A 26,065-nucleotide genomic window follows, 5' to 3' on the forward strand; every position below is an offset into this window, starting at 1 on the left:
TTTTTGAAATTTGGTGAATTTATATATGAGTGCATATAGGTAAAAACATGAAAATAATAAACAGCGAAGAAAGAGCAAAAATGGTCACAGGTGTGAAGATAGTAATCTTTGGCCCTTATGGAATTGGTAAAACTAGCTTACTCAAAACTCTCGATGAATCAACAACACTTTGCCTTGATTTTGAAGCAGGACTTCTAGCTGTACAAGACTGGAAAGGAGATTCAACTGAGATTCGCACTTGGAATGAGGCCAGAGACATTGCTTGCCTAATTGGTGGTCCTAATCCTGCATTAAAACCTGATCAAGCATATAGTCAAAGACACTATGAGCATGTATCTGGCAAGTACAAAGATCTTCTTTCTGAAGTTTCTAAATATCGATGTATTTTCATTGATAGTATAACTGTTGCATCACGTTTATGTCTTTTATGGGCAAGAATGCAACCTGAGTGTTTTTCTGATAGATCGGGAAAAGAAGACAAAAGAGCTGCCTATGGATTACTTGCGCAAGAAATGATGGCCTGGCTCAATCAGTTTCAACATATCAGAGACAAAGACATCATCATAGTTGGCACATTAGGTCAATATCTCGATGACTGCAATCGTCCAACTTGGCTACCTCAATGTGAAGGTGCTAAAACCGCAAGTGAAATTCCTGGGATAGTTGACGAAGTAATCAGTATGGTTGGAATCAAGAAAGATGATGGTACAGAGAGACGTTCATTTGTCTGTCAGACTATTAATACTTGGGGATACCCTGCTAAAGATCGCAGTGGCTGCCTGAATATGGTTGAAGAACCTCATTTGGGTAAATTACTTGCGAAAATTAAAGCCAAAACCTTGGCTCCTATTATTTAATTAAAAATTGGAGAATAATTATTATGGAACAAAGCTTTTTCAATATCGGTCAAAAAATTCCCTTTTTCAGTGTGAAAGAATACTTGAATGATCAATCGCCTATACCAGAAGATATAATCTCACCAAGAATTTTAACAAAAAGAGGCTTATTGGTACTGGGTGGCCCTCCTAAAATCGGCAAAAGTGACTTTTTGATCTCTTGGCTTGTCTACATGGCTGCTGGTAGATCATTTCTTGGTATGATGCCAAGTAGACCTTTGAAGATCTTCTACATGCAAACTGAAATTGAGTATGACTATATGAAGGAACGTTTGCAACAGCTTCAACTTGATAAGGAACTTTTGGATATAGCTGCCAATAACTTAATTATCACGCCAAGAGTGCAATTATCGCTTAGTAGTGAAGAAATAGATGAAATCAAAAATACTGTTAAAGAGCGTTTTAAACCTGATATTATCGCCGTCGATCCTCTTCGCAATATCTTCAACTCAAGTGAATATGGCAACGAAAATGACAACAGCGCTATGTTATTCTTCTTGCAAAAAACACTTGAGAGATTGAGAAATATTATTAATCCAGATTCGGGCATAATACTCACCCACCATACAAAAAAACTGTCTAAAAAGATGCTAGAAGAGGATCCATTTCAAGGGTTAAGCGGTGCTGGATCTTTACGTGGATTTTATAGCACTGGCATGGTGATGTTTGCTCACGATGAAGAAAGCACTACCCGTCAAATAGTGTTTGAGCTGCGAAATGGTGAACGTGTGGCAAGCAAGCTTGTCGATAAGATAAATGGTCGTTGGAAACTTGTAGACCAATGGAGTTGATTCTTTTTTTTACTTAATTTATAGGGAACAATATGCTAACAGATTTTTTAACTGATTTTAATAACGCGAAACTGCAAAGCAGTTTAATACCGAAAGGTATAACAGTCAAGGTAAAAATGGCAATAAAGCCTGGAGGTTATGAGAATTGGTTCACGAAAAGCTACACTACTGGCAGCATCTATTTAAACGCTGAATTTACTGTCACTGAAGGTCCATATGCAAAACGCAAGATTTTTCAGATTATAGGTGTCAAAAGTGGCAAAGCAAGCGTTGAAGGAGAAGATGTTTGGGGAGAATCTGGACGTTCTATGCTTAGAAGTATTTTAGAGTCAGCACGGAACATTCATTCAAATGACAGTTCAGAAAAAGCAGTTATTGCTAGAAAAGTCAACTCTATAGCTGATTTTAATGGGTTAGAGTTTACTGCAAAAGTTGGTATTGAAGCTGATAATAGGTATGGAAACAGGAATAGAATTGATACGATCATTACTCCTGATGAACCTCAGAGGGATGACTGGATACCTTTCTAAGCGAATAAAGAACCATATTTTTATCATAAATTATTGAAGGGCACCTTTTATGAATAGATCTCTAGAAGAAATAAAAGCGTTAGTAATTGATAGAATTGAAGAATACCTACTCTATTTACTACCTGGCGGTGAGTTTTACATTGGAGATTCACGTGGAGATAAAATAATAGTTGAGACAACAGGAGAAAGAGCAGGAGATTGTAGCCAAAATTAAAGGAGACGTAGTTGAATTTTTTACTTTCATTGCAGGTAAGCGCTGAACCGGTATATTTTAGAGAAGTATCCTTCTGCGTTTTCTGTCCAACATTAGCTTAGCTAGCACTTAAGTTAATGGTAGATGGATTAAGCCGATAGCCTGACCAGTTACATGCTTGTATCACATCATCGCGTTTTATATTTAGTCCCAAGGTGCTAGCTAGCTTTTCTGCTATTGTTTTTTGCATTCTATTAAGAGGTCTGCGCACTTGCTGTTCTGGGTCTTCAATACCTAAACTATCTGCTATTTGAATGATACTAAGAAATTTATATTCTTTAGCTGCTTCCAAATCACGCAAAAATTGTTTAAGTAATACTCTAAAGATGCGGATGCTTGAAGTTGCTTGTTTGCCTATAATTTCAACGTCATTAACATAAATAGTATTATCTTCAACTTTTAATCGCAGTATCTTTTTTTCTGGGAGAGTTGTTTCTTGCAGTGGAACATAAGGGAATGCTTGAAAAGAAACGTTAGGTAATAATTCTGGTACTCCTTTTTCAACTGCTTCGCTTAGTATTTGATTTAGAGTTTGATGTTCACAAATTAAATCAGCCATGGAAACAGTGTATAGGCTTAACAATATTTTTAAGTCTTCTTTTCCAAAAGTTATAAGAACAGCAACATTAGTTCTTAATCTATCTACAGTTAAATATGACTTATCAGTACATAAAGCTGGTATGATAATGCTTACTATTTTACTTTTAAAGCTTATATGATATATTCCATCTACTGCCTTTTCCCATATAAGACCTATCAACAATTTTTCAAACCAATTTATAATTTTTTCCGTATTGAGTTTAATTGAAAGCACAAGATAACGCTGTTTTTTATAAGTATCAGGAAAAATATCACGACCACAATCCTCGCAAGCTAGATCATTACAATCTTCATCAAAACCATGAGGAATGATAACCTCATTTTTGCAATAAGGATTTTGTATATTTGGAAAATCAAGATCTAAATCATTAGCGCAAACAACGAAATAATACTTCTCAAGCTTAACAAAATCAAGCTGACTGAGATACTCTGCAACCTCTATATAGTTTTCGTCAGGATTTACCCAGGACCTGTTTACTAACATAGTATCAATATCTTGAGAGTGTTTTCGACAAAACGGTAATTCCATAGCTATCTCTAATTAAAGACTTAAAATCATCTCGTTCTTTTCTATTGAGAACATATTCTGAGTAATCAATTTCTATATAATTTGCGTATTGCGTGTCTGTCTGAAAGGATAAAGTAACTTTTTTACTTTTGAACAATACTTTGATATGCTGAACAAGCGAAACATCATGCAGTACACTACCAACCGAAGGCTCTATCTTCTGCAACCACTCTTCAATATTATCCGTGTTTAACGTAAGATTAGTTTTAGATTGAGATGGACCAAATTTCAATTCAAATAGGCGAATATCAGGTACATGTTGTTTTACACAGTCATTCAAAAAAGTACTCACTTGTGCTGTTGTATTTTGGTGGCGCATGTTAGTAAATGAACATTCTCGTTGAAAATAACAGCTTGCTATTCTATTTGCTATTTTTAATCCTTGATCAAAACTTTGAATAGATAGGTTTACTTGGTTAGCGTTTAAAGCAAAGTCAATAATAATTCTACTAGGTTTATAACCGTGTATTACCTTATTTGAACTCATTACCAAATCTTCATCTTTACTAGCACGTCGTATAAATAAGTAAATACTATTTTGGTAGTAAAAGAGTTCTTGAAACTGACTTTCAAAACTATCATTTTCAGATAGATCATGCTGTTTTAATATTTCCTGTATCGTACTTTTTGATAAAAAATCCTTAAATGAAGTGGACTTTTGTCTTGGAGGATTTTTTAATACGAAAGGTAAAAAACCTTTTTTCTGCACTTGATTAAAGCAGAAAATTTGTTTCAGTAAGTTATGATTAATTATAAAGAGAGTAAACAACAAGGACTTTTTGTCATATTTGTTATTTTGCAACAGAAATGATTTCAGAAGATCTTGGCTTAATACAGACTGTGCTACTTCAGCTATAGTTGTTTCTGATTTTGCACGACTAAAACGATTGACTAAGTAATAATCAAACAGAGATTCAGAAATTTTAGTAAGCATTTTTCGCTTTTGCTGAGTTGAAATATCATCGCATTTTTCGTGGTCTTTAAATAATTGCCTATTTTGTTTATTCTGAAAATAGTGGTTAAAAATCACACTTAATTGTCTACCAGAAAGAGAATTAAGCCAACTTTCACGTAAACTTGGATTTTGAAAGTCCTTAAGCAAAAAGGATATTGGCATTTCTAAACTGCTTTCCCAAAACTCCTCACTAGCTATCATATATCTAAAAGTAAATATATTATGTCTAAAATAGATTAAAGATTAGTCAACAAAAATTTATTATGAAAAAAAAGAAGAATTTTCCTAAAAAAACTGAACAGTTTTTGTAATTTTGGTGAATATATATACAGGAGTCAAATTTTCAAATGTCAATACTCACACAATCAGGAAGAGCAGCAATAGCCGCAAGCATAAAAGAGCAATCTCTACATCTTGCCTGGGGCAGTGGTGATGCAAGCTGGGAAAGTAGTCATCAAGTCGAAAAAGTTTTTGTTGAGGATGAAATAGCTCTAGATCACCACACTATTAAAGATGTAAGGGTTTTTACAGGACAAACAACTTATCAGCCAAGTGTTGACTATACAGTTGATAGCAGTACTGGTGTAATTAAACGTACGGAAAATAGCTCTATTCCAGTAAGTGATAAAGTTACCATAGAGTACATTCAAAGCACACCACCTGAACCTATAAATTCTATAAAGCTCTTGAATGAACTTGGCAGACGTACTGCAGATGAAGTGCTATTCTGCACAGGTGATGAAAACGGCGAACTTATAACTCCTTCTGGAAGGTTTAGGCCTTCTGATGTACCAACCAATAATCTTTTTCTCAAATTCACTTTCGATTTCACGGATGCAGCAAATCGAGTAATCAGAGAGCTAGGGGTTATGGTTGGTACTAAAGTAAAAAAAGAATTACCTGAAGGACAGAGATATTTTGAACCTCAAGATATAGAAGACCATGGGATTTTATTGGTTTTGGAACATACCGTACCACTTATCAGAACTGCAGCAACCAGGGAAACTTTTTCATTTGTAGTGACTTTTTAACTATGACACTGAGTAGCTATTATAACCGCTTTAATCCTGACAAAGAATACGAAAAAAGCTTATTTCTTGCTGGAAGAGGTCTACAGTCTGCAGAATTAAATGAGACTCAGGAGTATGCTCTTTCTAAGCTTAAAGGCATAGGAGATGCAATATTTCGTGATGGTGATGTTGTAACAGGAAGTAATTGTATTATAGATAGAGAAACTGGTAAAGTTACACTTGAAAGAGGAAAAATCTATCTTCGTGGAGCAGTTAGAAAAGTCGAAAAAGAAGAGTTTGTTATTCCACTGAGTACCACAGTTCGTATAGGTGTTTATTATCTAGAATCTACAATTACAGAACTTGAGGACGAAAATCTTCGTGATCCTGCAGTTGGTACAAGAAACTATCAGGAAGTAGGAGCTGCAAGGCTTAAAGTTTCCACCATTTGGGGTTATCAAGCAGAAGGTCTTTCTCCACGTTTTTCTGAAGGAGAATTTTATCCAATTTATAACATTGAAAATGGAGTATTAATAGAACATTCACCGCCACCACAAGCAAACATAGTAACTACAGCTCTTGCTCGTTATGATAAAGAAGCAAATGGATCTTACGTAGTAAACGGTCTAGAAGTAATTTGTTTGCAGAGAGAAGAAGGGGACGAAAAGGGGAAAAAAATATTTGTGATTAATGAGGGCAAAGCTCATGTTGATGGCTATGAGATTGAACTTCCTCACAGTATTCGTGTTTCTTTTGATGACGATCCAGATATAAAATCAGTTGAATCAGAACCACATACTTTTCAGCCAAATAGCCAAAGAGTAATGGAACTGAAGGTGAATGATTTTCCAATAAGTGAAATTAAAAAAGTAGATATAACTGTTCAAAAAACCATTACCATTACTCACGGTTCATACTCAGGAGCTGTTGATCCAATACCTGACTCTGCGGTACTTGAGATTATTCAAGTTAAACAAGGCAATGTTATTTATGAAAATAGTATAGATTACAAACTAAACGCAGGAAACGTTGATTGGTCATTACCTGGTAAAGAACCAGCTCCTGGAAGTAGTTACCAAATAACTTATCGCTGCCGCACTCATATAAGCCCTGAAGATATAAGCGAAGAGGGATGTAAAGTAAAAGGAGCAGTTGATAACAGCTTGGTTCTGATTGATTACACCTGGAAAATGCCACGCTATGATTTAATTACTATCGATAGCAAAGGGGTGGTAAGGAGAATAAAAGGAATTTCCCATTCTTGGCAACCATCAATGCCTAAAGCACCTAGCGGACAACTTTTGCTCTGCTACATTCATCAGACATGGAAAAACGGAGAAAAAGAAGGGGTGAAAATAGTGAATAATGCTATTCATGCTGTACCGATGAATGAGCTTGAAGCAATGAAGAAGGGAATAAATGATCTTTATGCGCTGGTTGCACAGGAACGTCTACGCAATGATGCAAATTCAAGAGAACCTACCAGCAAAAAAGGAGTATTTGTAGATCCGTTCTTTGATGATGATATGCGCGATCAAGGAATTTCGCAGTTTGCAGCAATAGTAAATAGAGAGCTAGTTCTGCCAATAGATGTAGAAGTTGCAGATATTGAAAAAGGTGGGGAAAGATATCTTTTGCCATATGAACTTGAACCGGTACTGGAGCAGCTTTTACAGACTAAAGGAGAAAAGATTAATCCATATCAAGCTTTTGATCCAGTACCGGCACAAATTACTCTAAATAAAAACATTGACCACTGGACAGAGGTTACCACTAATTGGAAAAGTCCAGTAACCAGAGTATTTAATGTTAAAGAAACAACAGAGCTGCTGTCAAGTACTTCATATGAAACTGAATTTATGAGAGAAGCAGTACAGAATTTTGAGATCGAAGGTTTTGAGCCAAATGAAAAAATTAAAGAAGTAAAATTTGATGGCATTTCTATTATACCTATGGCATAGAGGAAAAAAAAGTGGAAGCTAACAATCAGGGAAAATTAAAAGGAAAGGTGAAAGTGCCGGCAAACATTCCAGCGGGTACTAAATTAGTACAGTTTTATGGCGATAAAGGAAGCTATGGAGAAACAACTTATACTGGTAAAAAAACAATTACCATAGAGGAAAGAAGAAGAGTTATCGCAGCAAGAAGAGTTGATCCTTTAGCGCAAACATTTACTCTAAATGAAAGTAGGCACATAGGAGGCGTGGAACTATGGTTTGTAAATAACGGCAAAAAACGTGTTGTTGTGCAGATTAGAGAAACAGCAGTGGGAATGCCCTCACAAACTGTCATTGCTGAAAGTTATATTGAGCCAAAAGATATAAAGATAGATGGCACAGCAACACGTATAGAGTGGTCACCAGTGTTTTGCCATGCAGAAGAGGAGTATGCAATAGTACTACTTACTGATGATGCAGATACTGCAGTAAAAATAGCAAAACTTGGCAAATATGATGCAGTAAATAGCCGTTGGGTAACAAGTCAACCATATCAAGTAGGAGTATTACTCTCATCAAGCAATGCAAGTACGTGGACACCGCATCAAAATTTAGATTTAACGTTTCGACTACTAGCTGCAAAATTTAGCGAAAATTCTCATGTTATTGATCTTGGCAAAGTTACAGCAACCAATACTTCAGATTTAATTGTTTTGACGAACGTCGAAAAAGTAGCATTTGATACCAATGTGGAATTTATCTTAACAGATGAAGAGGGAAAAGAAAACTTTCTGTCTGATAATTTACCACTCGCACTGCGTGAAAGATTATCTGGAAAGCTAACAGTAAAGGCAAATTTAAAAGGGTCAAAAGAAAAAAGTCCAGTGCTATATCCTGGGTTACAGCTAGTTATGGGTAATATAGGGGAAAAAGGAGATTATGTTACAAGAAGTATTACAGCAGGAGCTAACACCAAGATCACCATAACATATGATGCGCTAATACCTGGCACTGCAGATGTTAAAGCATATGTACAAAAAAACGTGGATTGGCAATTAGTAAATTTAACATCAGGAAAACCAATTGGAGAAAGCTGGGTGGAGAGAACTCATGTACTATCAAATTTTAGTGCTAATGAGACGAGGATAAAATTAGTTTTAAGTGGAACGGTTGTTTATCGTCCTAAAGTCAAAAATTTGAGAATTATTGTCACATAAACCAATGCCAAATGACCAAACCAAACGAGGATATCCACTGCCTCATCCAGAAAATATTGCAGTTCAAGATGTGGTACGTATCCGTACTACAATTGAGAAAATAGATGAAGATATCGCTAAAAGAGAGAATGAGCACAATCAGCTTAAAAAAGCATTTGATAAGCTCAGTTTTGAGAATTTTTTGAATTTTTGGAGTAATAACAGGTGACTATCGCCAAAGAAGTAGTTTATGCATTGCATCAGAGACTAAAAGATTTATCTGTAAATGCTACCCCTGATCAACTTGCCTATCTTGCAAAATCTCTAGAGTCTATTGCTGGGCAAAGTACAGTACTTGATATTGTACAGATGACTGATGCAAAATTAAAAGAGCTTCTTGACAGTAGCACAAGTCATTTAAATAAATTAGATAGTAGTAAAAACAATGCATTAGCGGCAATCTCTGAATTGGAGGGAAAGTCGTTAAAGAAAATAGATGAAAAAGGAATTACAAACTTATCACTACTTGATAGCAGAAAAGATTCACATGTTGCCACCATCAATAATGCCGGAGACTTAAATAGCATAAGAAACACATTAAATAGCCTTAAAGCCATAAGCGATATACCAACTGGTTCATCAATTATGAAGGAAATAAAAACCAGAGAAGACCAATTAAAAACACTCACAACTAAATTTAACTCGATTAATGATGTGCCAAATGGGTCATCAATTATAAAAGAGATAAGAAAGCGCAATATGGTTGAACCTGAATCATTACCTTTTCTGTTCGGCATTCTTAATCGATATAATGACTATGGTTGGTCTGATGATAATGGCTATTTCAAAACAGAATTAGGGCAGTGGTATAAAGATACAGCAAAAACCGACTATATGCTGCAGCTCCTTGCAGGTAGTAATACTTATGATTGTACGTATTCTAGTTTTTATCATCCACCACAGTTGTACTTCTTACAAGGAAGTAACGGTAAATTTCTGTACAGAAAAGCATTTTTACGTCGTAGTCACAGCTCAGATCAATACAGTTACCCATATGCACTACTTGGAGTAATATTTGTAAAAAACACTACAAACAGCGATAAAACGCGAACGCTTCATTTTAGTGGTTCATCACGTTGGAGTTCAGGATATGAAGGAGCAGGGTTATTCGTAGGAACACCTAGTCACGTTAATACTAATAAATCGGCAATCTCAGGAATAACTTGGACAAATATTTACAACTACTCAACTAATTCTGCAGTATTTAGTAGTTCAAATAATATTACTGTGCCAGCAAATAAGACAATAGCAATTTTATTTTACGCATCGCCATATTTTTACACATCTGATTATCACCATTACAGTTGGTTTATGAGGTGGAGTATTTATAACTTTCGGAGCAATTTTTTAACTACAGGGCTTGAGATAGATGTGGAAAGAACGCTAAAAGCTTGGCAATGTCCAGGATTATCTAACACGCATGAGATTTGGAGGTAACAAACAATGTCTATCTACATTAGATTTGAAAATGATAAACAAGTAGAAACAACAATACTTGAAAGCAAGCCAAAAGGTAAAAATTGGTATGAAGCGCCAAAAGATTTTGATTGGCAAAAAAGCTATTGTTTAACAGAAGGAGGCAAAATTGCTCAGCGAAATCAAGAAGACATTGAATTGGAGTTACTGCAAAATGCGAAGTTTTCTGCACTTTCTAATCTTCGTGCTTATTATGATAACTATACTCACCAATACGCAGGGCATTCTCACCAAAAAGCTAAATCTTATGAGATTCAAGCGAAAGCCGCAGAGAACATTTTAGCAGCACCAGAATCTATGAATGAAAAGGATGCGGAAATTATAGAGCCATTAGCAAAAGTACGTGGTATTACAGTTATTGAAATGGCAAGAATAATTGAAGAAAAAGTAAAAAAAGCAGTAAAAGAAATAATTAAATGTGAAGAGCTTGAAGATTTGGTCAAAAAGAAAATTAAAGAAGCCAAAAGCGAAGGAGAGCTAGAGGCTTTGCTCAATGATTTTAAACAAAGAATGCAAGAAAGTTAAAAAGAAAAAATGCCAGAAGAATTTTTACACGGAGTAAATGTTATTGAGATAACCTCAGGGGCAAGAACAGTACATACAGCTAAATCATCAGTGATAGGTGTAATTGGTAATGCACCTGAAGCCAATGAGCAAAAATTTCCACTGAATAAACCAGTACTGATAGAAGGAAGCTTAAAAGAAGTAGCAAAACTTGGAAAGAGTGGCAGTTTACCTTCTGCAGTAAACGGAATATTTTCCCAGATTGGTGCAACAGTAGTAGTTATTCGAGTTGAGGAAAGTGAAAACAGCGATCCAAAATTAAAAGAAGAAGAGACGCTGAAGAATATAATTGGCGGTGTTGATAAAGAAACTGGAGAGTATCAAGGGATAGAGGCATTCCTCAGCAGTGAAAGTATAATTCATGTTGCTCCAAGAATATTAATTGCACCTCAGTTTACTCATCAACTACCAGAAGATGGCAAAAATCCAGTGGTTGCAGCATTAATTCCTATAGCAGAAAAGCTGAGAAGCATAATAGTAGCAGATGGACCAAATACTAATGATGAAGAAGTAATAAAATGGAGAAAAAGTGTAGGCAGCTCAAGAGTTTACGTGATTGACCCATGGGTTAAGGTATTTATTGAAGGAAAAGAAGGAACCTTGCCAGCAAGCCCATTTGTAGCTGGTTTAATAGCAAAAGTAGATAGCGAACAAGGATTTTGGCACTCACCTTCAAATAAAGAGATAAATGGTATTGTTGGAACAAGCAGGCCTATTGATTTTACGCTCGGTAATACAAATTGCAGAGCAAACCACTTAAATGAAAATGAAGTAACAACGATAATTCATCAAAATGGCTATAGGCTTTGGGGAAATAGAACATGTTCAAATGACTCAAAATGGGCTTTTCTATCAGTAAGAAGAACTGCAGATTTAATCAACGATAGTTTACTTCGAGCTCATCTATGGGCAGTTGATCGCAATATTACCAAAACTTATATAGATGATGTAATTGAGGGGGTGAATTCTTATTTGGCCAATTTAAAAGCACAAGGAGCTATTATTAGCGGAAAATGTTATGCAACACCTGAACTCAATACACCGGCAAATATTGCAAGCGGGAAAGTATATTTTGATTTCGAATTTACACCACCATATCCAGCAGAACAGATTACTTTCAGGTCACATCTTGTGAGTGGTACAATATTATAAAAATGGGAGAAAGAGATGTTACCGAAGATTTTAAAGAATTTTAATGTATTCGTAGATGGTCGGGGTTATGCAGGAAAAATTGATGAGATAACGTTACCAAAGCTCACCATAAAAACCGAAGAATATCGTGCTGGTGGTATGGATATCCCAATAAATATTGACATGGGCATGGAAAAGCTTGAAGCAGATTTCACTTTTGCTGAATACGATACAGAGCTCTTTCGGCTATTTGGGCTGATAAATGGGAATTCAGTAGCTTTGACGCTCCGTGGTGGAATGCAAGGTAGTGGTAGCAATGATATTGAAGGAGTAATAATCAATTTAAGAGGCATTTTTAAAGAATTTGATTTTGGTAGCTGGAAACCTGCTGAAAAAGCAACTCTAAAGTGTACTGTAGCTGCCCATTACTACAAACTTACTATAGGTGGTAATGAATTAATAGAAATCGATGCTGAAAATATGATTAGAAAGATAAATGGTGTTGATCAGATGGCTTTGCTACAAACGGTTTTAGGCATATGAAAAGATTTCGAAATTTTATTTTAAGGAGGCAATAATGCACACTATAACACTAAACAACCCAATTACAGTTGATGGAATTTCTGTCTCAGAGTTATCGATGCGTGAACCTAAAGTAAGAGATTTACTTACTATAGAACGCATAGAAGGCGAAGCTTTGAAAGAGGTAGCTTTAATTGCTAATCTAGCATCTGTGCCAAAAGAAGTAGTTGAAGATTTATGTATTAAAGATTATGTAGAAATACAAAAGGTACTAAAAGATTTTTTGTCGCCGCTGGAACAGAGGAGTTAAGATTCAATATTTTAAAACTTAGCTCAACAACAGGAAGTGGAATTGAGCAAATTATTAATATGAGTATAAAAGAGTTTCTAAAGTGGTTAGAAGTAAGTGAAGGAGTAACAAAAAAATGTCAATGCTTTCAATAAAGATCGGTGCAACGTTAGATGGCAGTTTTAATAGTGCAATGACAGGTAGTACAGCAAAGCTTTCTAAGTTGGGTGATAGTATAAAGCAGCTTGATTCGTCAATGAAATCTGTTTCCAAATTTAAGCAACTAAATCATGATGCCCTTGAAGCCATGAAGAATTGGAAGGAAGCGGAGAAGAAAGCAAAAGAATCAGCTGCAGTAATTGCTAAAGAGAAGAAGGAAAAAAAAGAACCAAGCAAAGCACTGAGAAATGAATTCGAAAAATTGAAAGCATCGGCATCAAAGGCAAAAGAGGCTTATATCAAAAAGAGAGATACACTTCACACATTAAATGAAGAAATAAGGAAAAGTGGAAAGGATATTAAATCTTTAGTGAGGGATCAAACTAAACTTGGTTCATCTATTGAAGTACTCAAAGGGAAATACAATAAATTAGGATCTGTAATACAAAAACAGCAAAATGCTTTGGCAAAAAAAGCGCATTATAGATCACAAGTAATGGAGACTATAGGACTAGGGCTTTCACTTGCAGCGCCAATTAAAGTTGCGATTGACTTTGAGAGTGCCATGGCTGACGTTAGGAAAGTAGTAGAATTTAATGGTGATAATGAAGCTAATATATTTACTCGAAAATTGAAGAAATTATCCCGTGAAATACCATTATCGGCTGCAGAGTTAGCAAAAATAGCTGCAAGTGGTGGTCAGCTTGGTATCGACAAAGATAAGCTACTTGAATTTACCACAACAGTAGCTAAAATGGCCACAGCATTTGACATGTCTGCCGAACAAGCTGGTGATTCCATAGCTAAACTCGCTAACATTTATGGAATTGCAGTAGAGAAGATGGAAGGAGTTGGTGATGTTATAAATTACCTATCAGATAACACTGCTGCCAAAGCAAAAGATATGGTTGAAGCTCTAGCAATAGTTGGTGGTACTGCAAAACAGTTTGGTCTTGATATTAAGGAAACAAGTAGTTTAGTAAATGCCTTCGTTAGTTTAGGTAAACAACCTGAAAAAGCAGCAACTGCTATCAATGCTCTGCTTTCTAAACTTCAAACTGCTGAAGGGCAAGGAAAAGAGTTCAAAGCAGCATTGGAATCGATAGGTATCACTGCAGAGGAAATGTCACAAAAGGTTGCTGAAAACGGGCAAAACGCTCTACTTTATTTTTTTGAAACTCTAGAAAAAGTAGATAGACAGGAACGTTCACAAATCCTTCTCAATCTCTTTGGTCAAGAATATCAAGATGATATTGCATTAATAGTTGGAAGTTTGGAAGAATATAAAAAAGCAATAGATTTTGTGGCTGATAAAGAAAAGTATAACAAATCTATGCAAAAGGAATTTAATAACCGTGCAAGTACTACAGCAAATAATTTGCAGCTACTTAAAAATACAATAGCAGAGCTAGGAATGAACTTAGGGTCAGTTATGCTACCTCCTTTAAATTGGATAAGTAAGATTTTGAGGTCTATATCTATAGGTATAGCTTGGTTCGCAGAGAAGTGTCCAATTTTAACTACAGGAGTTATGAGCATAATTTCAGCTCTTATTATTGGCAAGATTGCAGTGGTAGGTTTTGGTTATGCATTTGCATTAGCTGGGGGTGGAATATTAACTTTTAAGGCTATTTTGCAGGGAACACTTTTACCAGTACTAACTTCGTTATCAGCGCGAGTAATTCCAGCAGTGATCATGGGACTGAAAGCTTTAACGCTAACCAATCCTATAGGAGCTGCTGTTGCTGGACTATCAGTTGGTGCAGCGCTTGTAATTGCTAATTGGCAAAAGGTGAAGGACTTTTTTTCAAGTATCTGGAAATCAATTACAAAACCTATAGAAAATTGGATTGGTATAGGAAAATTGTTTAATGATAATCCAATAAAAGCATTAGAGATACCAGTAGAAGCAAAAATAGGCAGTGCAACTAGTGAAAATAATGTTTTTAGTAAAGGAAATCCTTTATTGAATAATAATGCTTTTAGTAGAATTTCGAATAGTAGAACGAATATTGAAAGTGTGATTACAGAAAAAAGTTCTGTAGCAGATAATTCAGAGAAAGTTTTAAAAGACTGTGAAAAGTGTGAACAAAAAATTTTCAATCAAACTTTTACATTTAATATAAGTATAAAAGCAGAACCTAACCAAGATGTACGTAGTCTTGCTGATGCAGTAATAAAAAGAATAAGGGAAAAATCTCGTGATGTTTTATTTGATTCAATAGAACCAATTTACTAATGCTATCACTTGGTCAACATAAGCTTTCTCCAACAAGTGTAAGGTATAGTAAAGAAAATCGTTGGAGTACAATTGAGTGCATTGGTAAAATACCTTCATTACAAAATATTGGTCAAGGTGCAGAAAATATAGACTTAGAAGGAGTAATTTATTTCCATAATCTGAATGATTTAAATCAATTAAAAAGTATGAAAGAAACTGAGAAAAATCATGAACCAAGTATCTTAGTAGACAATTTAGGGAATGTTTTGGGAAGATTTGTTATTGTGCGGTTAGAAGAAAAGCAAACGTCGTATTTTCCCTGTGGATTACCAAAAAAGGTTGAATTTAGCTTAAGTTTAAGGAGTTATGTATGACAGTACATTATATAACCCGAGAAAATGAAATGTTAGATTACATATGTTTTAAGCACTATGGATATAGCTCTGGAGCAGTAGAAATAGTATTGGAGGCTAATCCTGGTCTTGCAGAGTATGGAAGTTTTTTGCCTACAGGATTAAAGATCAGGTTACCTAGAATACAAGAGCAATTAAAAAAATCGAAGTTAAAAGTGTGGGAATAAATGAAACCTGAATTTAGCATTGAAGGAATAAAAGATCATGTAATATCGGTGCATCTTACTGATGAATCTGGTACTATAGATGATGTTGCAGAGGTATGCGTTGATTATGGCAATGAAAATGTGGAAGTTCCAAATGAATTGAACATAGCACTAGGTTATAAGGAAACGGGAATCTTTCCAATGGGTGTATATACAGTTAACGAAGTGACAATACAAGGTCCACCTAAGACTCTACTAATCAAAGCTCATGCAACAAATTTAAGAATATCTTTAAAAGCAAAGGTATCAAAAGAATGGCATCAAATTACCATAGAAAACTTAGTGAAAGAAATAGCTCAAAAACATGGATATGGACATAAAGTTGCTGAGGAATTTAAGAATGTATTAATACCCCACATTAATCAGGTAGATGAAAGTGATATAAGTCTGTTAACAAAGATCGCAACAGAGCGTGAAGCAATGGCAAAGTTAGCTGGTGGGTATATATTGTTTATTTCAAAGAATATGGCAAAATCAGCCACAGGAAGAGCTTTAGGAACAATGACTATTAGACCTCAAGACACAATTAATTGGAAAGTGCATTTTACCGTACGTGATAAGTATAATTCAGTAGTAGCAAAATGGCATAGCTATGAAAAGGGCGAAACTATTAAAGAAACAGTTGGTAGCAGTGAACCAAGTTATATTATGCTGGAACTTTACTCAAATGCAGAGTCAGCACTAAGTGCAGCAAATGCCAAATTAAAACAATTGAAGCGTAACAATGAAACTTTAGATATAACTATGCCTGGTAATCCAGAGTTATTTGCAGAAGCTAAACTTAATCTTATAGGTTTCAATCAAGCAGTAGATGGTGAATGGATAGTTAATAGAGCGGAGCATACTTTAAATAGCTCAGGTTACCTTACTATGTTGTCAGCATCTTTGAGTAAGTAACGTTAAGGAAAAATAAGTATATAGTCTATTCAATGTAAAGAAACTACTGAATATGAGTCAACTGAAATGTAATGAAAAGGAAAAAATACATTTTGTATGGTTTATAATATTAATGGTATGTGTTGTTATTACATATTGCTACCAAAGATCTAAAGCTGCAGATAATTATAACAAAACATTACAAGTGGCTACTAATAATTGCAACTTAGAAATAGTAAAACTTTTAGTAAAAGACATGGCTCCAAACTTGAGTGGAACAACGTTACATTTTGCAGCAAGAAAAGGATGTTTAGACATTATCAGATTTTTAATAGAAGAGGAAAAAGTAAATATAAACGCACTTGATAGAAATGCATTTAAAAGAATAGCTTTACATCACGCTGCAGGTGAAGGACACCTAGAAGTTATTAAGTTTTTATTAGACAAAGGTGCAGACCCTACCATTAGAGACACAGATGGGAAAAACCCAAGAGATGTAGCTGTACTAAGATCAAGGCACAATAAAGATAAACCTTACAGAGAAATAATAAAGCTACTTGCAGAAGCAGAGGATCGATACGAATCAACAGAAAGTAATCACTAAAGCTGTAAGTTTTTTGATCTCCATATAAACTTCCAAAACTATCCATAACAAATTAATCTTTTCACATGAAAAAGCAAAAAGTTCCAATTACAGTAATTATCACGTTATTAATCCAAACCGTAGCAATCATATGGTGGTTATCCAAGTTAGACTCAAGGGTACAACTTCATGATAAACTTATTGAATATGGTTTAATGGAAAAGGTACTCGTACTTGAGGAAAGGGTGAAAAATCTTTCTGAGGAATTGGATGAATTCAAAGATAACTTAAAGTCTGGTGTATAATGCTTAGACTGCGATTGACGATTTTTCCAATTTTTGACGTATTGTTCAACTAGTGGAGAATCTCCTGTTATGATCAGTAGGTTTTCAGCATTTCTTTGCTGAGCGGCATCTGAAAAGTTAAATGATCCGGTTATGATTTTTTGCTCATCAATAATAATTACCTTGCTATGAGCAATAGCGGGTTTAAAGTCAATCCATATCGGAATTTTGTGCTCAAATAATTCGTTAATTACACTATGTTTTGAACTAGTTTGTGATTCATCTAGAATAACCTTAATATCAACTCCACGCTTTTTAGCTTGAACCAAGGACTCAGCAATAGGCTTTGAGGTAAATTGGTATGCCTGAACCAACACGGATTTTTTAGCATGATCCACGGAATCAATTATTAGGTTGGTGCAATTTTCTCCAGGAGTAAAACATACTGTAGTTTTTGGACAACTAGAAAATCCTGATAGAAGCAAGCAAGTTAATAAAACTAATAAATATCTACTCATGACTAAATACATCCTTTCAATTGACGGCGGAGGCATAAGAGGCATCATACCAGCCATAATATTAGCAGAAATAGAAAAGAGAGCAAGGAAGACAATTTCCCAGATTTTTGATCTTATGGCTGGTACTTCAACTGGTGGGATTGTTGTAGCAGGGTTATGCAGGAAAGATGAACAAGGAAATCCCCAATACTCAGCCAATGATTTAGTTGAATTTTACCAAGAATACGGGTCATATATTTTTAAATCTTCATTCTTCAGGCAATCAATATTATCTTGGTTTAACTGTGCACAATATCCATATAAAAATATTGAATTTGTACTGGATAAGTATTTTGGTGGTGATACTCTAAAAAACACTTTAAGTAATTTGCTAATTACAAGTTATGATATTCACAATAATCGTCCATTTTTCTTTAAAAGCTGGAAAGAAGGTAATATTAAGCTGAAAGATGCACTCAGAGCTGCAACGGCTGCCCCTACTTATTTCATACCAAAACATCTAAAAATCAACCACAAGGAAATGGTATTAGTGGATGGAGGGGTGTTTGCCAATAATCCAGCGGCTTGTGCATATGCAAGTGGTAAGAGGTTATTTCCAAATGATGATATTCTACTGTTATCGATAGGTACTGGCAGAACAGATAGAAGCATAGCCAATTCAAAGAGATTGGGAAAAATAGGCTGGATAAAACCACTACTACATGTGATGTTTGCCTCAAGTTTAGATGCAGTAAATTACCAACTTGATCAAGTTATAGGTGATAAATATATACGCATACAATCGCAACTAAAAATAGCATCACCTGACATGGATAATATTACATCAAAAAATATCAAATCTCTTCAGCAAGAGGCAAAGGCAATGATAGAGGACAATCAGGAACTGATAGATAAATTCTGTGATGTTATATCTTGATAAGTAGAGATGCCAAATTCTGCAGAGCTAAACAAGAGTTTAGAGTAGATATATTAACTACTTTTATTTATATCTTAATATATTATTTCTGAGTCAATAAACTATCGCTGTTTTTAACCCAGGTTAAATTTTGAAAGCATAATTTTCAAGCTCCTCAATAGATAAGTTCGTTATTTTAGAAATAGCATCAATAGAAACATTCAGCATATGTAGATTATTTGCAACTTTAATTGCCTCTGCTTTATAAATCTTTTCTTTGTAAACTTGCTTTCTTTGCGATAAAAATTCTACCCATATATCCAGTTCATCTCGTGATTCTTGATTGTCAATCTTTTTAGACTCTCTCACCCAACTTAATAGTTCGTTTTCTGCTTTATAATTATCTTCTTCATATTTCTTCATCAGATCTTCAGGATTAACTGATAACTTTTCTGCTATTTCCCATAATCTTTCACTTAAAATGGTAGCACTCCCTTGTTCATAGTGATGTATCTGTGAGGGTCCTATATCTAGCTTTTTTGCTAATTCTTCTTGAGTATACCCTCTTATTATTCTCCATTTTTTTATCTCTTGTCCTTCGTTTGAATGCTCAGAGCCTTTTTCCTCATCATATTCATCAGTTGATAAACCAGTTGCCCGATAGATAATATCATTATCAAATCCTACTTTCGCTAAGTTCTTGGCCATGCTTACCCTTGCAGCTTTTACATTATTTTCCTCTTCAGCTTGAATAAACCCAGCCAAGTCGCGAATCAACTTGCATGACTCTTGTCCCTTTATTTTTTCTATGAAATTGTACATCCATTCTTTGTTAAAAGAACAATTTTCTCTCAGTACTTTTTGTCTAGGAAATAAGCTGCCAACATGAACTGATAATGCTTCCGCTATTACTTTTAATTTTTTAGTTGGAATGCCACATGCTCCTTGCTCATATCTTAGTAATGTATGATATTTTATGCCTGTTTTCTCTACTAAATCTTTTAGGGTATACTTTTGTTTTAATCTCCAGCTTCTTACTTTTTGTGCTATTTTATATCTTATAGAGATATTTGCCATATCGTAACAATTTTACCGAAATAAACCATCTGTTATTTTACTATAACCTAAAATTTAGCTTATAAAGAAGTTGCAATTTTGTGGTTGTAAGTAAGAAGGGAAGAAAACCCTCCCCTCCTCATTGTTTAAAGTTTCCGGGAAGTTTCTTTACTACCTCCACACACCTTATCAACCCATGATAATGTTTCACTATTACTAATTGCCTTTATTTCTTCTTTTGCCTTTTCTTTATTCCACTTGCCACTCCTAGGGAAACTTCCTTTTTCTACCGCTTCTGTGACTGTCATTCCTCCAAAAAAGCAACCTTTTCCTATAACTTCCCCTCTCTTTTGTAGTTCAGACCACATTTCTTTATCTGCTACTCTGACCTCTACTTGACTGTCATTTTCCGCATTATGGTATACTACAATTTTTAGGCTACCAATACTTGTAGGAAATGTTATCTCAAATACACCTACGACAATGTTGCAAATTTTTATTTTCCTTTCCATTATGTCCAGAAGAGTTCGGTAGCTCTTTTACGCGAAATACCACATTTACGTCCTCAAGGTTAATTTCAATTCTCTTGACCAATGTTCTGATAATATCACGTTTAGTTAACCAGTCTGCGTTATCAAGGTTTAACGTAATATTGGAAGAAAAGTCTTCTAAATTGGCCACAACCAGAGTTACCTCCTGTTCTAATTCCTTTTGATAAAATATCTTTTTCTTCTCTTCTTTAATTGTTTTTAAGCTTTGTTTCATTGCTTTAATTCGTGGTTCAAATTCCTCTTGATTGATATATTCTTGAGCATAACTATCGATAAGTCTAGCAATACCACGTTTTAATTTATTTTCTTGTTTCTCTAGCAGGTCACTTTTTTGATCCAATGATGATTTTTTTAGTTCTGAAAGCCTACGCTTGTATTCTTCTAAAATCCTGTTTGGATTTTTCAATAACTGCTTAACCTCTTCCCACACAGCTGTTTCTAATGCATCTGAGCGAATGGGTTTATTGTCACAAATCTTATTACCACCAAAACGGTAAGAATCTTTACCACTACAACGGTAATATGCATAATGACCACCTTCTTCTTCTCGTCTACTTCTCATGCAAGTTCCGTAACATCCGTAATTACAACGCTTACATATGACTAAACCTTGTAGTAAGTACTTTGCTCCTCTTTTTCTTGTCCTTGCTACTTTTCTATTTTCAGCTAATTGTTCTTGAACAATATCAAATATATCTTCATCTACTATATTTGGCACTTTAATATAAATCCAATTTGCTTTTTCAACAGGATAGACAGAGTGGTTACTTTTTGGCTGCTCACAAGAGCCTTTCTGTGGTCTTACTTGCTTTAATCTTACTCCTAACCTTCTTCTACCAAAAGCTGCTTGTCCTTTGTAAGCAGGGTTTTTCAACATACTCCAAATTGTACCTTTATTCCAGCGTTCTTTTCCTTTTTGTGTCTTAATGGACATAGTATTTAGCCGACGACATACTTCCCCAATACTTGTTCTTTCTCTGCCTATCCACAAAAATACTTTACGAACGACATCAGCTTCTTTTTCGTTAATCTCAAATAAAGCTTGTCCTCCTCCCATATGCTTATCTATATAACGATAACCATAAGGAGCTCCTCCCATTACATTTACATAGCCTTTGTTAGCTGCATAGATTTTACCACGACGACTTCGTTCCATAATTTTCGCACGTTCATATTCTGCTATCATACCTTGCATTTGTAACAGTAATTGAGATTCTGGGTTACCGTTAATCTCATAATTTAAAAAAACCACTTTTGCTCCTGCTTTTTCAAATTCTTCAATCAGCACCATTTGATATGCATATTTTCTAGATAAACGATCAGGAGAATGAATGTAAATCTTATCAATTTTACCTTCTGTTACTTTATCACGTAATTTTTCTAAATCAGGGCGGACTAAATGAGATCCACTGTAGCCGTTATCAATAAATTTATACTCACTTAACAATCTGTATCCGTCCAGATTAATTTGCTTCTCTAAAGCTGCAATTTGACTTTCTATCGTATTTCCTTCTACTTGTTTCCCCGAAGAAACTCTCGCATATAAACATACTGTTACCATTTGACCCTCCTTGAATCCCATTTTTATGTTTTAAGTTTTTTTGACTTATTTCCTTTGACACTACCTTTTCATAAGCATCTGATAAGCATTGTTCTGCTAACCGATTAGGTTCATAGCTACAGCTAATTTGGATAGCTAATCTCTTGTTTCTCATGACTTTTCCTTGAAATAATATGTTCATATCATTCCTTAAAGCCGATGGTTAATTGATTATTAGCGCTATAAGTAAATCGGACTCTTGGTTCTGGACACAGAAGTTTTCGAGAAATGGTTTTCTCTAGTTTTATTTTTATGTTTTTTGCAACATTGTCGGTAGTGTAAAAGCACTATTGTCGGACACATCAACGTAATTCCTTTCACCTTCTTTTCCACTTCTAACTTCAACCTTACTATTCCCTATTTCTATAACATCACCTCCTAATTTTACCTCTCCTGTGGTTAACCCTAAATTTTTTGTACCTTCCAATACTCTTGCAATATTTACCTTGCTATTATCAGAAAATTTCATAAAAAATGTCTGATTGTCTATTTCCACATCCTCTATGATTCCCTCATTTTCAATAGCACTTTCACCGATTTCTCTCAATTCTTTAAGCCACTCATCTATCTGTGGACGAATCTCTTGATACAGTTTGTTATGCATTTCACTTATTCCCTTATCCTGCAATAGATCGTAACTGAATATTGCTCCATTTAGCATCAATTCACATATTATGTCTTCCTTCTCATTTTCTTTGCATTTGATCAAAGGCATTTTCGATATTACTGTATCAGCAAAACTCTTCTGCCCTTCGCTATACGCATTTATCCTGATTCCAGCACTTAGTGCTTGGTCTATAGTCTTGTTCAGTTCTTCTACGCTTTTTGCCTTTACCACTCTACTTTTAAACCACCTCAATTCTGCATTTTCACTTGCACTTGGCTCTATCTTGCTTAAAGATGGAATAAACGGATTTTGACGATTTGAAGATTTTTTGTTATAAACCTCACGTCCTTCTCCAAGATTGATTGATTTTTCAGAAACATCGCTAGGGGAAGGCACACCTTCAGGCTTCTCAAACCTGCTTTTATCATCAAATATTTTCGGATCAGTCTCGTCTACAAGTATAAGCTGCTGATTTTTTTTGCTAGTACGCCTAATAGCACTATATAGTCCTTTTGGTAATTTTTTAGAATCAATGATTAACTCATAAGTATTTCCATCCATATCATCAAATGATACTGCTTTTTTAGTAGTCATATAACCTCTCATATTAAGCATATTATTCAAGTCTATAGAGCAATTTATTGCTTTATAATTAACTTAATACGCAAATTATAAAAAGATCTTGTATATCTTGCAACTATTTATAATAAAAGAATAGCTTTATCAGGACTTTTATTCTTTAATCACAACTTAATATACAAACTATACAAAGATCTTTTATATTTTGTAATTCTCCAATATCTCTCTTCAGATTCTTGACTAAGTTTTTTTGCTACTTATGCTCTTTGTATTGTTTTGTAGTAGTTGGTAGCCAAACTTCTCAAGCAATTGAAACTTGTTTTATAACAGCTCTCTTTCCTTAAAACTGAAGTATCCTTTGTCTGTCATAATAATGTGATCCTCTAGTTCAATTCCCACTCCTTGACATGCTGATACTAATTCTCTAGTCATTACTTTATCATCTTCTGATGGTTCTAAACTCCCTCCTGGATGGTTATGAGCTAATATTATTGACGCTGCTTCCATTGATAACGCCTTTTTTACCACTTTCCTTTCAGATAGGTGTACCTCATCTATTGTACCAAAATACACTTCATCTCTTATAAGACGGTTCTGTTTATCCAAGTATATTATCAGGACAGCTTCTTTTGCTGAAAAGCCTATGTTTACCCTTACATACTCTATCAGCTTTTCTTGGCTATCCATTACCGGGCCTCTCTTTAAACCTTCTCTTAGTGCCCTCTTGTAAGCTTCTTTTACACATTCAATTGCTGCAGCTGCATGTTCGGTCATTCCTTCTATCATTTTCAGATCATCGATTTCTCGTCCCAAAATTTCTCCTATTCCCGGGCAGTTATCCATTAGAGTTTTAGTAACATCTTGTGCTTGCTTTCTGTCGTGAACTGCTCCTAGAAGCACTGACACTATCTCACGATCAAATAGAGCACTTCCTCCTCCACTCTGTAATACTCTCTCTATTTCTTCTGTAAGTTTTTCACTATTATTCATAAAATATACTCCTCGTTAATAACAAATTGTTTTTAATTATTTACTGCTTTATCAGCATTGGCATAGAGCCATAGCTTCCGAGTGAAGTCAAATCAATTTTTAAATCTTTTTTACTTATTTTTTCATGAATAGGTAAAGATATTAATACATATTTATTTTCAAGTTATGTAAAAAGGTTGTTGTTAATCAATTATTTTAGAAATAACATCAGTAGAAAAACCTAACTGAAGTAAATTATTTACAACTTTCATTCCCTCTATTTTATTAATCTTCTCTTTGTAAATTTGCTTTCTTTGCAATAAAAATTCTACCCATATATTTAGCTCATCTCGTGATTCTTGATTGTCAATTTTTCTATATTCCCTCGCCCAACTTAATAACTCATTTTCTGCTTCACCATCTTCATAATTATCTTCTTCCTTTATCAGATCTTCAGTATCCACTGATAATTCTCTTGCTATTTCCCATAACCTTTCACTCAAAACAGTAACGCTACCTTGTTCATAATGATGTATCTGTGAGGGCCCTACATTAAGCTTTTTTGCTAATTCTTCTTGCGTATAGCCTCTTATTATCCTCCACTTTTTTATCTCTTGTCCTCCATTTTGGCTTGCACAACCGATACTCTCTTTATCAGCATATTCTTCGATTGATAAGCCCGTTGCTCGATAAACAATGTCATTATCAAATCCTTCCTTAACTAAATTATTTGCAATTCTTATTCTTGCTGCTTTTATATTACTTTCTTCCTCAGTTCGGATAGATTTGGTTAATGCATAAATTGCTTTTCGTCCTTCTATTTTTTTGTATTTTTCTATGAAATTATACATTTCCTGGGTCTTGGCTTTGTCGAAACAACTATCTTCTTTTAGTACTTTTCGTCTTGGAAAGAGATTTCTAATAGGGATTGATAACGACTCTGCTAATATTTTTAACTTTTCAGTTGGAATTCCACATGTTCCTTGCTCGTATCTTATCAATGTATGATAGTTTATGTTTGCTTTGCCTGCTAAATCTTTCAGAGTATATTTTCTCTTTAACCTCCAGTTCCTTACTTTTTGTGCTATCTGATACCTTATTGAGATGTTTGCCATAAATATTATACATGTTAATACTACCAAACAAAGATATACAAAAACTTCTATGTTTGCATTTTAGTTGAATATTTCTTCAGAATTGTGTATAATTATTAATGCTTTTTAGGTTGATTTCTTATGGCTCTTTCGAAGTTTCTTGATGCACGCAATGATTATGCCTTTAAAAGAATATTTGGCACCGAGAAGAATAAAGATATCCTCATTCATTTCTTGAACGATATTTTAGGCTTCACTGGCTTAGCTGCTATTCACGATGTTGAATTCTTAGCTACTATTTTAGATCCCGAAATTGCCGCTAAAAAGCAAAGTATTGTCGATGTTCTTTGTAAGGACTCTCAAGGTTCAAGATACATTATAGAGATGGTGCGACCTGAAAGTCTTCGGTCATATTGTTTAAAAGGAGAGGAATTCATTCAGAAAGAAACTGAAAGGATTCTAAAACTTATTAAACCAGATGTTTTGCCGTCTGAGTCTACGCATCAGTGCGAATCGGGCAACCGGTTGGTGCCAAGCGATGCGGACAATGAACCTCCTCTTGAAAAAGAAGATGCTCAATCGTGAGAGGGGCATAAACTGCAAGCATCATGTGGTTGGAGGGCTAGGCTAGTGGTATGGTGAACGTAAGTGAAGCTTTATAAGTACCGATACGATG

General features: G+C 34.8%; 28 protein-coding genes and 2 pseudogenes. 21 read left to right on the forward strand and 9 right to left on the reverse strand.

Translation table 11 applies throughout. From position 1 onward, the window contains the following. The first annotated feature begins 47 nt into the window (after positions 1-47). Genes ABWU35_RS05715 through ABWU35_RS05730 form a run of 4 tightly spaced genes read left to right on the forward strand, consistent with a single transcriptional unit; the run spans position 48 to position 2,431 of the window. Positions 48-857: an ATP-binding protein gene (locus tag ABWU35_RS05715; protein ID WP_265028103.1), complete on the forward strand. Its 810-nt coding sequence runs from the start codon at positions 48-50 to the stop codon at positions 855-857. A gap of 23 nt (positions 858-880) precedes the next feature. Continuing rightward, the gene (locus ABWU35_RS05720) at positions 881-1,687 is read left to right on the forward strand and encodes an AAA family ATPase (RefSeq protein ID WP_265028102.1); all 807 of its coding nucleotides are present in this window, start codon (positions 881-883) and stop codon (positions 1,685-1,687) included. Positions 1,688-1,719: 32 nt separating this feature from the next. Next, positions 1,720-2,217, forward strand: coding sequence for a hypothetical protein (locus ABWU35_RS05725; protein WP_265016888.1), 498 nt, complete (start codon positions 1,720-1,722; stop codon positions 2,215-2,217). A gap of 49 nt (positions 2,218-2,266) precedes the next feature. Next, positions 2,267-2,431 carry a hypothetical protein gene (locus ABWU35_RS05730; protein ID WP_265016887.1) on the forward strand — a complete coding sequence of 55 codons (165 nt, stop codon included), beginning with the start codon at positions 2,267-2,269 and terminating at the stop codon, positions 2,429-2,431. 97 nt (positions 2,432-2,528) lie between these two features. On the opposite strand, the gene ABWU35_RS05735 is transcribed toward ABWU35_RS05730, so the two are convergent. After that, on the reverse strand, positions 2,529-3,599 hold the full coding sequence (locus ABWU35_RS05735; RefSeq protein ID WP_265028101.1) for a hypothetical protein: 1,071 nt from the start codon (positions 3,597-3,599) through the stop codon (positions 2,529-2,531). Further along, the gene (locus tag ABWU35_RS05740) at positions 3,559-4,794 is read right to left on the reverse strand and encodes a hypothetical protein (protein WP_265016950.1); all 1,236 of its coding nucleotides are present in this window, start codon (positions 4,792-4,794) and stop codon (positions 3,559-3,561) included. The genes ABWU35_RS05735 and ABWU35_RS05740 overlap by 41 nt, the downstream gene beginning before the upstream one ends. A gap of 146 nt (positions 4,795-4,940) precedes the next feature. On the opposite strand from ABWU35_RS05740, the gene ABWU35_RS05745 reads away from it, so the two are divergent. From ABWU35_RS05745 to ABWU35_RS05815, 15 genes are all read left to right on the forward strand, one after another. Next, positions 4,941-5,624, forward strand: a complete 684-nt coding sequence (locus ABWU35_RS05745; RefSeq protein WP_265028100.1) for a hypothetical protein — start codon at positions 4,941-4,943, stop codon at positions 5,622-5,624. A 2-nt stretch (positions 5,625-5,626) separates the two neighbouring features. Next, positions 5,627-7,564, forward strand: coding sequence for a DUF4815 domain-containing protein (locus tag ABWU35_RS05750; RefSeq protein WP_265028099.1), 1,938 nt, complete (start codon positions 5,627-5,629; stop codon positions 7,562-7,564). An 11-nt stretch (positions 7,565-7,575) separates the two neighbouring features. Next, positions 7,576-8,757, forward strand: a complete 1,182-nt coding sequence (locus tag ABWU35_RS05755; protein WP_230609033.1) for a hypothetical protein — start codon at positions 7,576-7,578, stop codon at positions 8,755-8,757. 4 nt (positions 8,758-8,761) lie between these two features. After that, complete coding sequence (locus tag ABWU35_RS05760; protein ID WP_230609283.1) at positions 8,762-8,965, forward strand: hypothetical protein; 204 nt, start codon at positions 8,762-8,764, stop codon at positions 8,963-8,965. Then, entirely contained in the window at positions 8,962-10,233 is a 1,272-nt protein-coding gene (locus ABWU35_RS05765; protein WP_230609034.1) for a hypothetical protein, read from the forward strand. The genes ABWU35_RS05760 and ABWU35_RS05765 overlap by 4 nt, the downstream gene beginning before the upstream one ends. Positions 10,234-10,239: 6 nt before the next feature. Next, complete coding sequence (locus tag ABWU35_RS05770) at positions 10,240-10,797, forward strand: hypothetical protein (protein WP_230609035.1); 558 nt, start codon at positions 10,240-10,242, stop codon at positions 10,795-10,797. A gap of 9 nt (positions 10,798-10,806) precedes the next feature. Continuing rightward, positions 10,807-11,988: a phage tail sheath subtilisin-like domain-containing protein gene (locus tag ABWU35_RS05775; protein ID WP_265028098.1), complete on the forward strand. Its 1,182-nt coding sequence runs from the start codon at positions 10,807-10,809 to the stop codon at positions 11,986-11,988. Between the two features lie 15 nt (positions 11,989-12,003). Further along, complete coding sequence (locus ABWU35_RS05780) at positions 12,004-12,510, forward strand: phage major tail tube protein (protein WP_265028097.1); 507 nt, start codon at positions 12,004-12,006, stop codon at positions 12,508-12,510. A 34-nt stretch (positions 12,511-12,544) separates the two neighbouring features. Then, positions 12,545-12,799 (forward strand): phage tail assembly protein, encoded by a 255-nt coding sequence (locus ABWU35_RS05785; protein ID WP_052264941.1) that lies wholly within the window; start codon positions 12,545-12,547, stop codon positions 12,797-12,799. A 115-nt stretch (positions 12,800-12,914) separates the two neighbouring features. Continuing rightward, positions 12,915-15,176, forward strand: a complete 2,262-nt coding sequence (locus ABWU35_RS05790) for a phage tail tape measure protein (protein ID WP_230609038.1) — start codon at positions 12,915-12,917, stop codon at positions 15,174-15,176. Beyond that, positions 15,176-15,532: a phage tail protein gene (locus ABWU35_RS05795; RefSeq protein ID WP_038536970.1), complete on the forward strand. Its 357-nt coding sequence runs from the start codon at positions 15,176-15,178 to the stop codon at positions 15,530-15,532. The genes ABWU35_RS05790 and ABWU35_RS05795 overlap by 1 nt, the downstream gene beginning before the upstream one ends. Next, positions 15,529-15,738, forward strand: a complete 210-nt coding sequence (locus ABWU35_RS05800; protein WP_038536967.1) for a tail protein X — start codon at positions 15,529-15,531, stop codon at positions 15,736-15,738. Before ABWU35_RS05795 ends, ABWU35_RS05800 begins: the two co-directional genes overlap by 4 nt. Beyond that, complete coding sequence (locus tag ABWU35_RS05805) at positions 15,739-16,674, forward strand: phage late control D family protein (RefSeq protein WP_052264891.1); 936 nt, start codon at positions 15,739-15,741, stop codon at positions 16,672-16,674. Between the two features lie 52 nt (positions 16,675-16,726). Further along, positions 16,727-17,257: an ankyrin repeat domain-containing protein gene (locus ABWU35_RS05810; protein WP_052264890.1), complete on the forward strand. Its 531-nt coding sequence runs from the start codon at positions 16,727-16,729 to the stop codon at positions 17,255-17,257. A 65-nt stretch (positions 17,258-17,322) separates the two neighbouring features. After that, complete coding sequence (locus ABWU35_RS05815) at positions 17,323-17,541, forward strand: hypothetical protein (RefSeq protein ID WP_264687462.1); 219 nt, start codon at positions 17,323-17,325, stop codon at positions 17,539-17,541. Here ABWU35_RS05815 and ABWU35_RS05820 read toward each other — a convergent pair. Next, a pseudogene (locus ABWU35_RS05820) lies at positions 17,532-18,038 on the reverse strand (phospholipase D family protein); the annotation flags it as partial. The gene ABWU35_RS05815 and the pseudogene ABWU35_RS05820 overlap by 10 nt on opposite strands. On the opposite strand from ABWU35_RS05820, the gene ABWU35_RS05825 reads away from it, so the two are divergent. Then, a complete protein-coding gene (locus ABWU35_RS05825) occupies positions 18,037-18,954 on the forward strand; it encodes a patatin-like phospholipase family protein (protein WP_230609042.1) in 918 nt (305 codons plus the stop codon). The pseudogene ABWU35_RS05820 and the gene ABWU35_RS05825 sit on opposite strands and share 2 nt — an antisense overlap. Positions 18,955-19,077: 123 nt before the next feature. Here ABWU35_RS05825 and ABWU35_RS05830 read toward each other — a convergent pair whose 3' ends face one another. From ABWU35_RS05830 to ABWU35_RS05855, 6 genes are all read right to left on the reverse strand, one after another. Beyond that, positions 19,078-20,010, reverse strand: a complete 933-nt coding sequence (locus ABWU35_RS05830) for a helix-turn-helix domain-containing protein (protein ID WP_230609044.1) — start codon at positions 20,008-20,010, stop codon at positions 19,078-19,080. A 125-nt stretch (positions 20,011-20,135) separates the two neighbouring features. Next, positions 20,136-20,501 (reverse strand): hypothetical protein, encoded by a 366-nt coding sequence (locus tag ABWU35_RS05835; RefSeq protein WP_230609046.1) that lies wholly within the window; start codon positions 20,499-20,501, stop codon positions 20,136-20,138. After that, on the reverse strand, positions 20,455-22,101 hold the full coding sequence (locus ABWU35_RS05840; RefSeq protein ID WP_230609048.1) for a recombinase family protein: 1,647 nt from the start codon (positions 22,099-22,101) through the stop codon (positions 20,455-20,457). The genes ABWU35_RS05835 and ABWU35_RS05840 overlap by 47 nt, the downstream gene beginning before the upstream one ends. A 289-nt stretch (positions 22,102-22,390) precedes the next feature. Beyond that, positions 22,391-23,341: a hypothetical protein gene (locus ABWU35_RS05845; protein ID WP_230609049.1), complete on the reverse strand. Its 951-nt coding sequence runs from the start codon at positions 23,339-23,341 to the stop codon at positions 22,391-22,393. A 306-nt stretch (positions 23,342-23,647) separates the two neighbouring features. Beyond that, positions 23,648-24,316, reverse strand: coding sequence for a RadC family protein (locus tag ABWU35_RS05850; protein WP_052264929.1), 669 nt, complete (start codon positions 24,314-24,316; stop codon positions 23,648-23,650). A 182-nt stretch (positions 24,317-24,498) separates the two neighbouring features. After that, on the reverse strand, positions 24,499-25,410 hold the full coding sequence (locus ABWU35_RS05855; protein ID WP_230609051.1) for a helix-turn-helix domain-containing protein: 912 nt from the start codon (positions 25,408-25,410) through the stop codon (positions 24,499-24,501). Positions 25,411-25,530: 120 nt separating this feature from the next. Between ABWU35_RS05855 and ABWU35_RS05860 the strand changes: the two are divergent. Beyond that, positions 25,531-25,776, forward strand: a pseudogene (locus tag ABWU35_RS05860) (PD-(D/E)XK nuclease family transposase); the annotation flags it as partial. Positions 25,777-26,065 lie beyond the last annotated feature (289 nt).

Origin of the sequence: Wolbachia endosymbiont (group B) of Xylocampa areola (assembly GCF_964028205.1) — a bacterium.
In the GTDB taxonomy this organism is placed as follows: domain Bacteria; phylum Pseudomonadota; class Alphaproteobacteria; order Rickettsiales; family Anaplasmataceae; genus Wolbachia.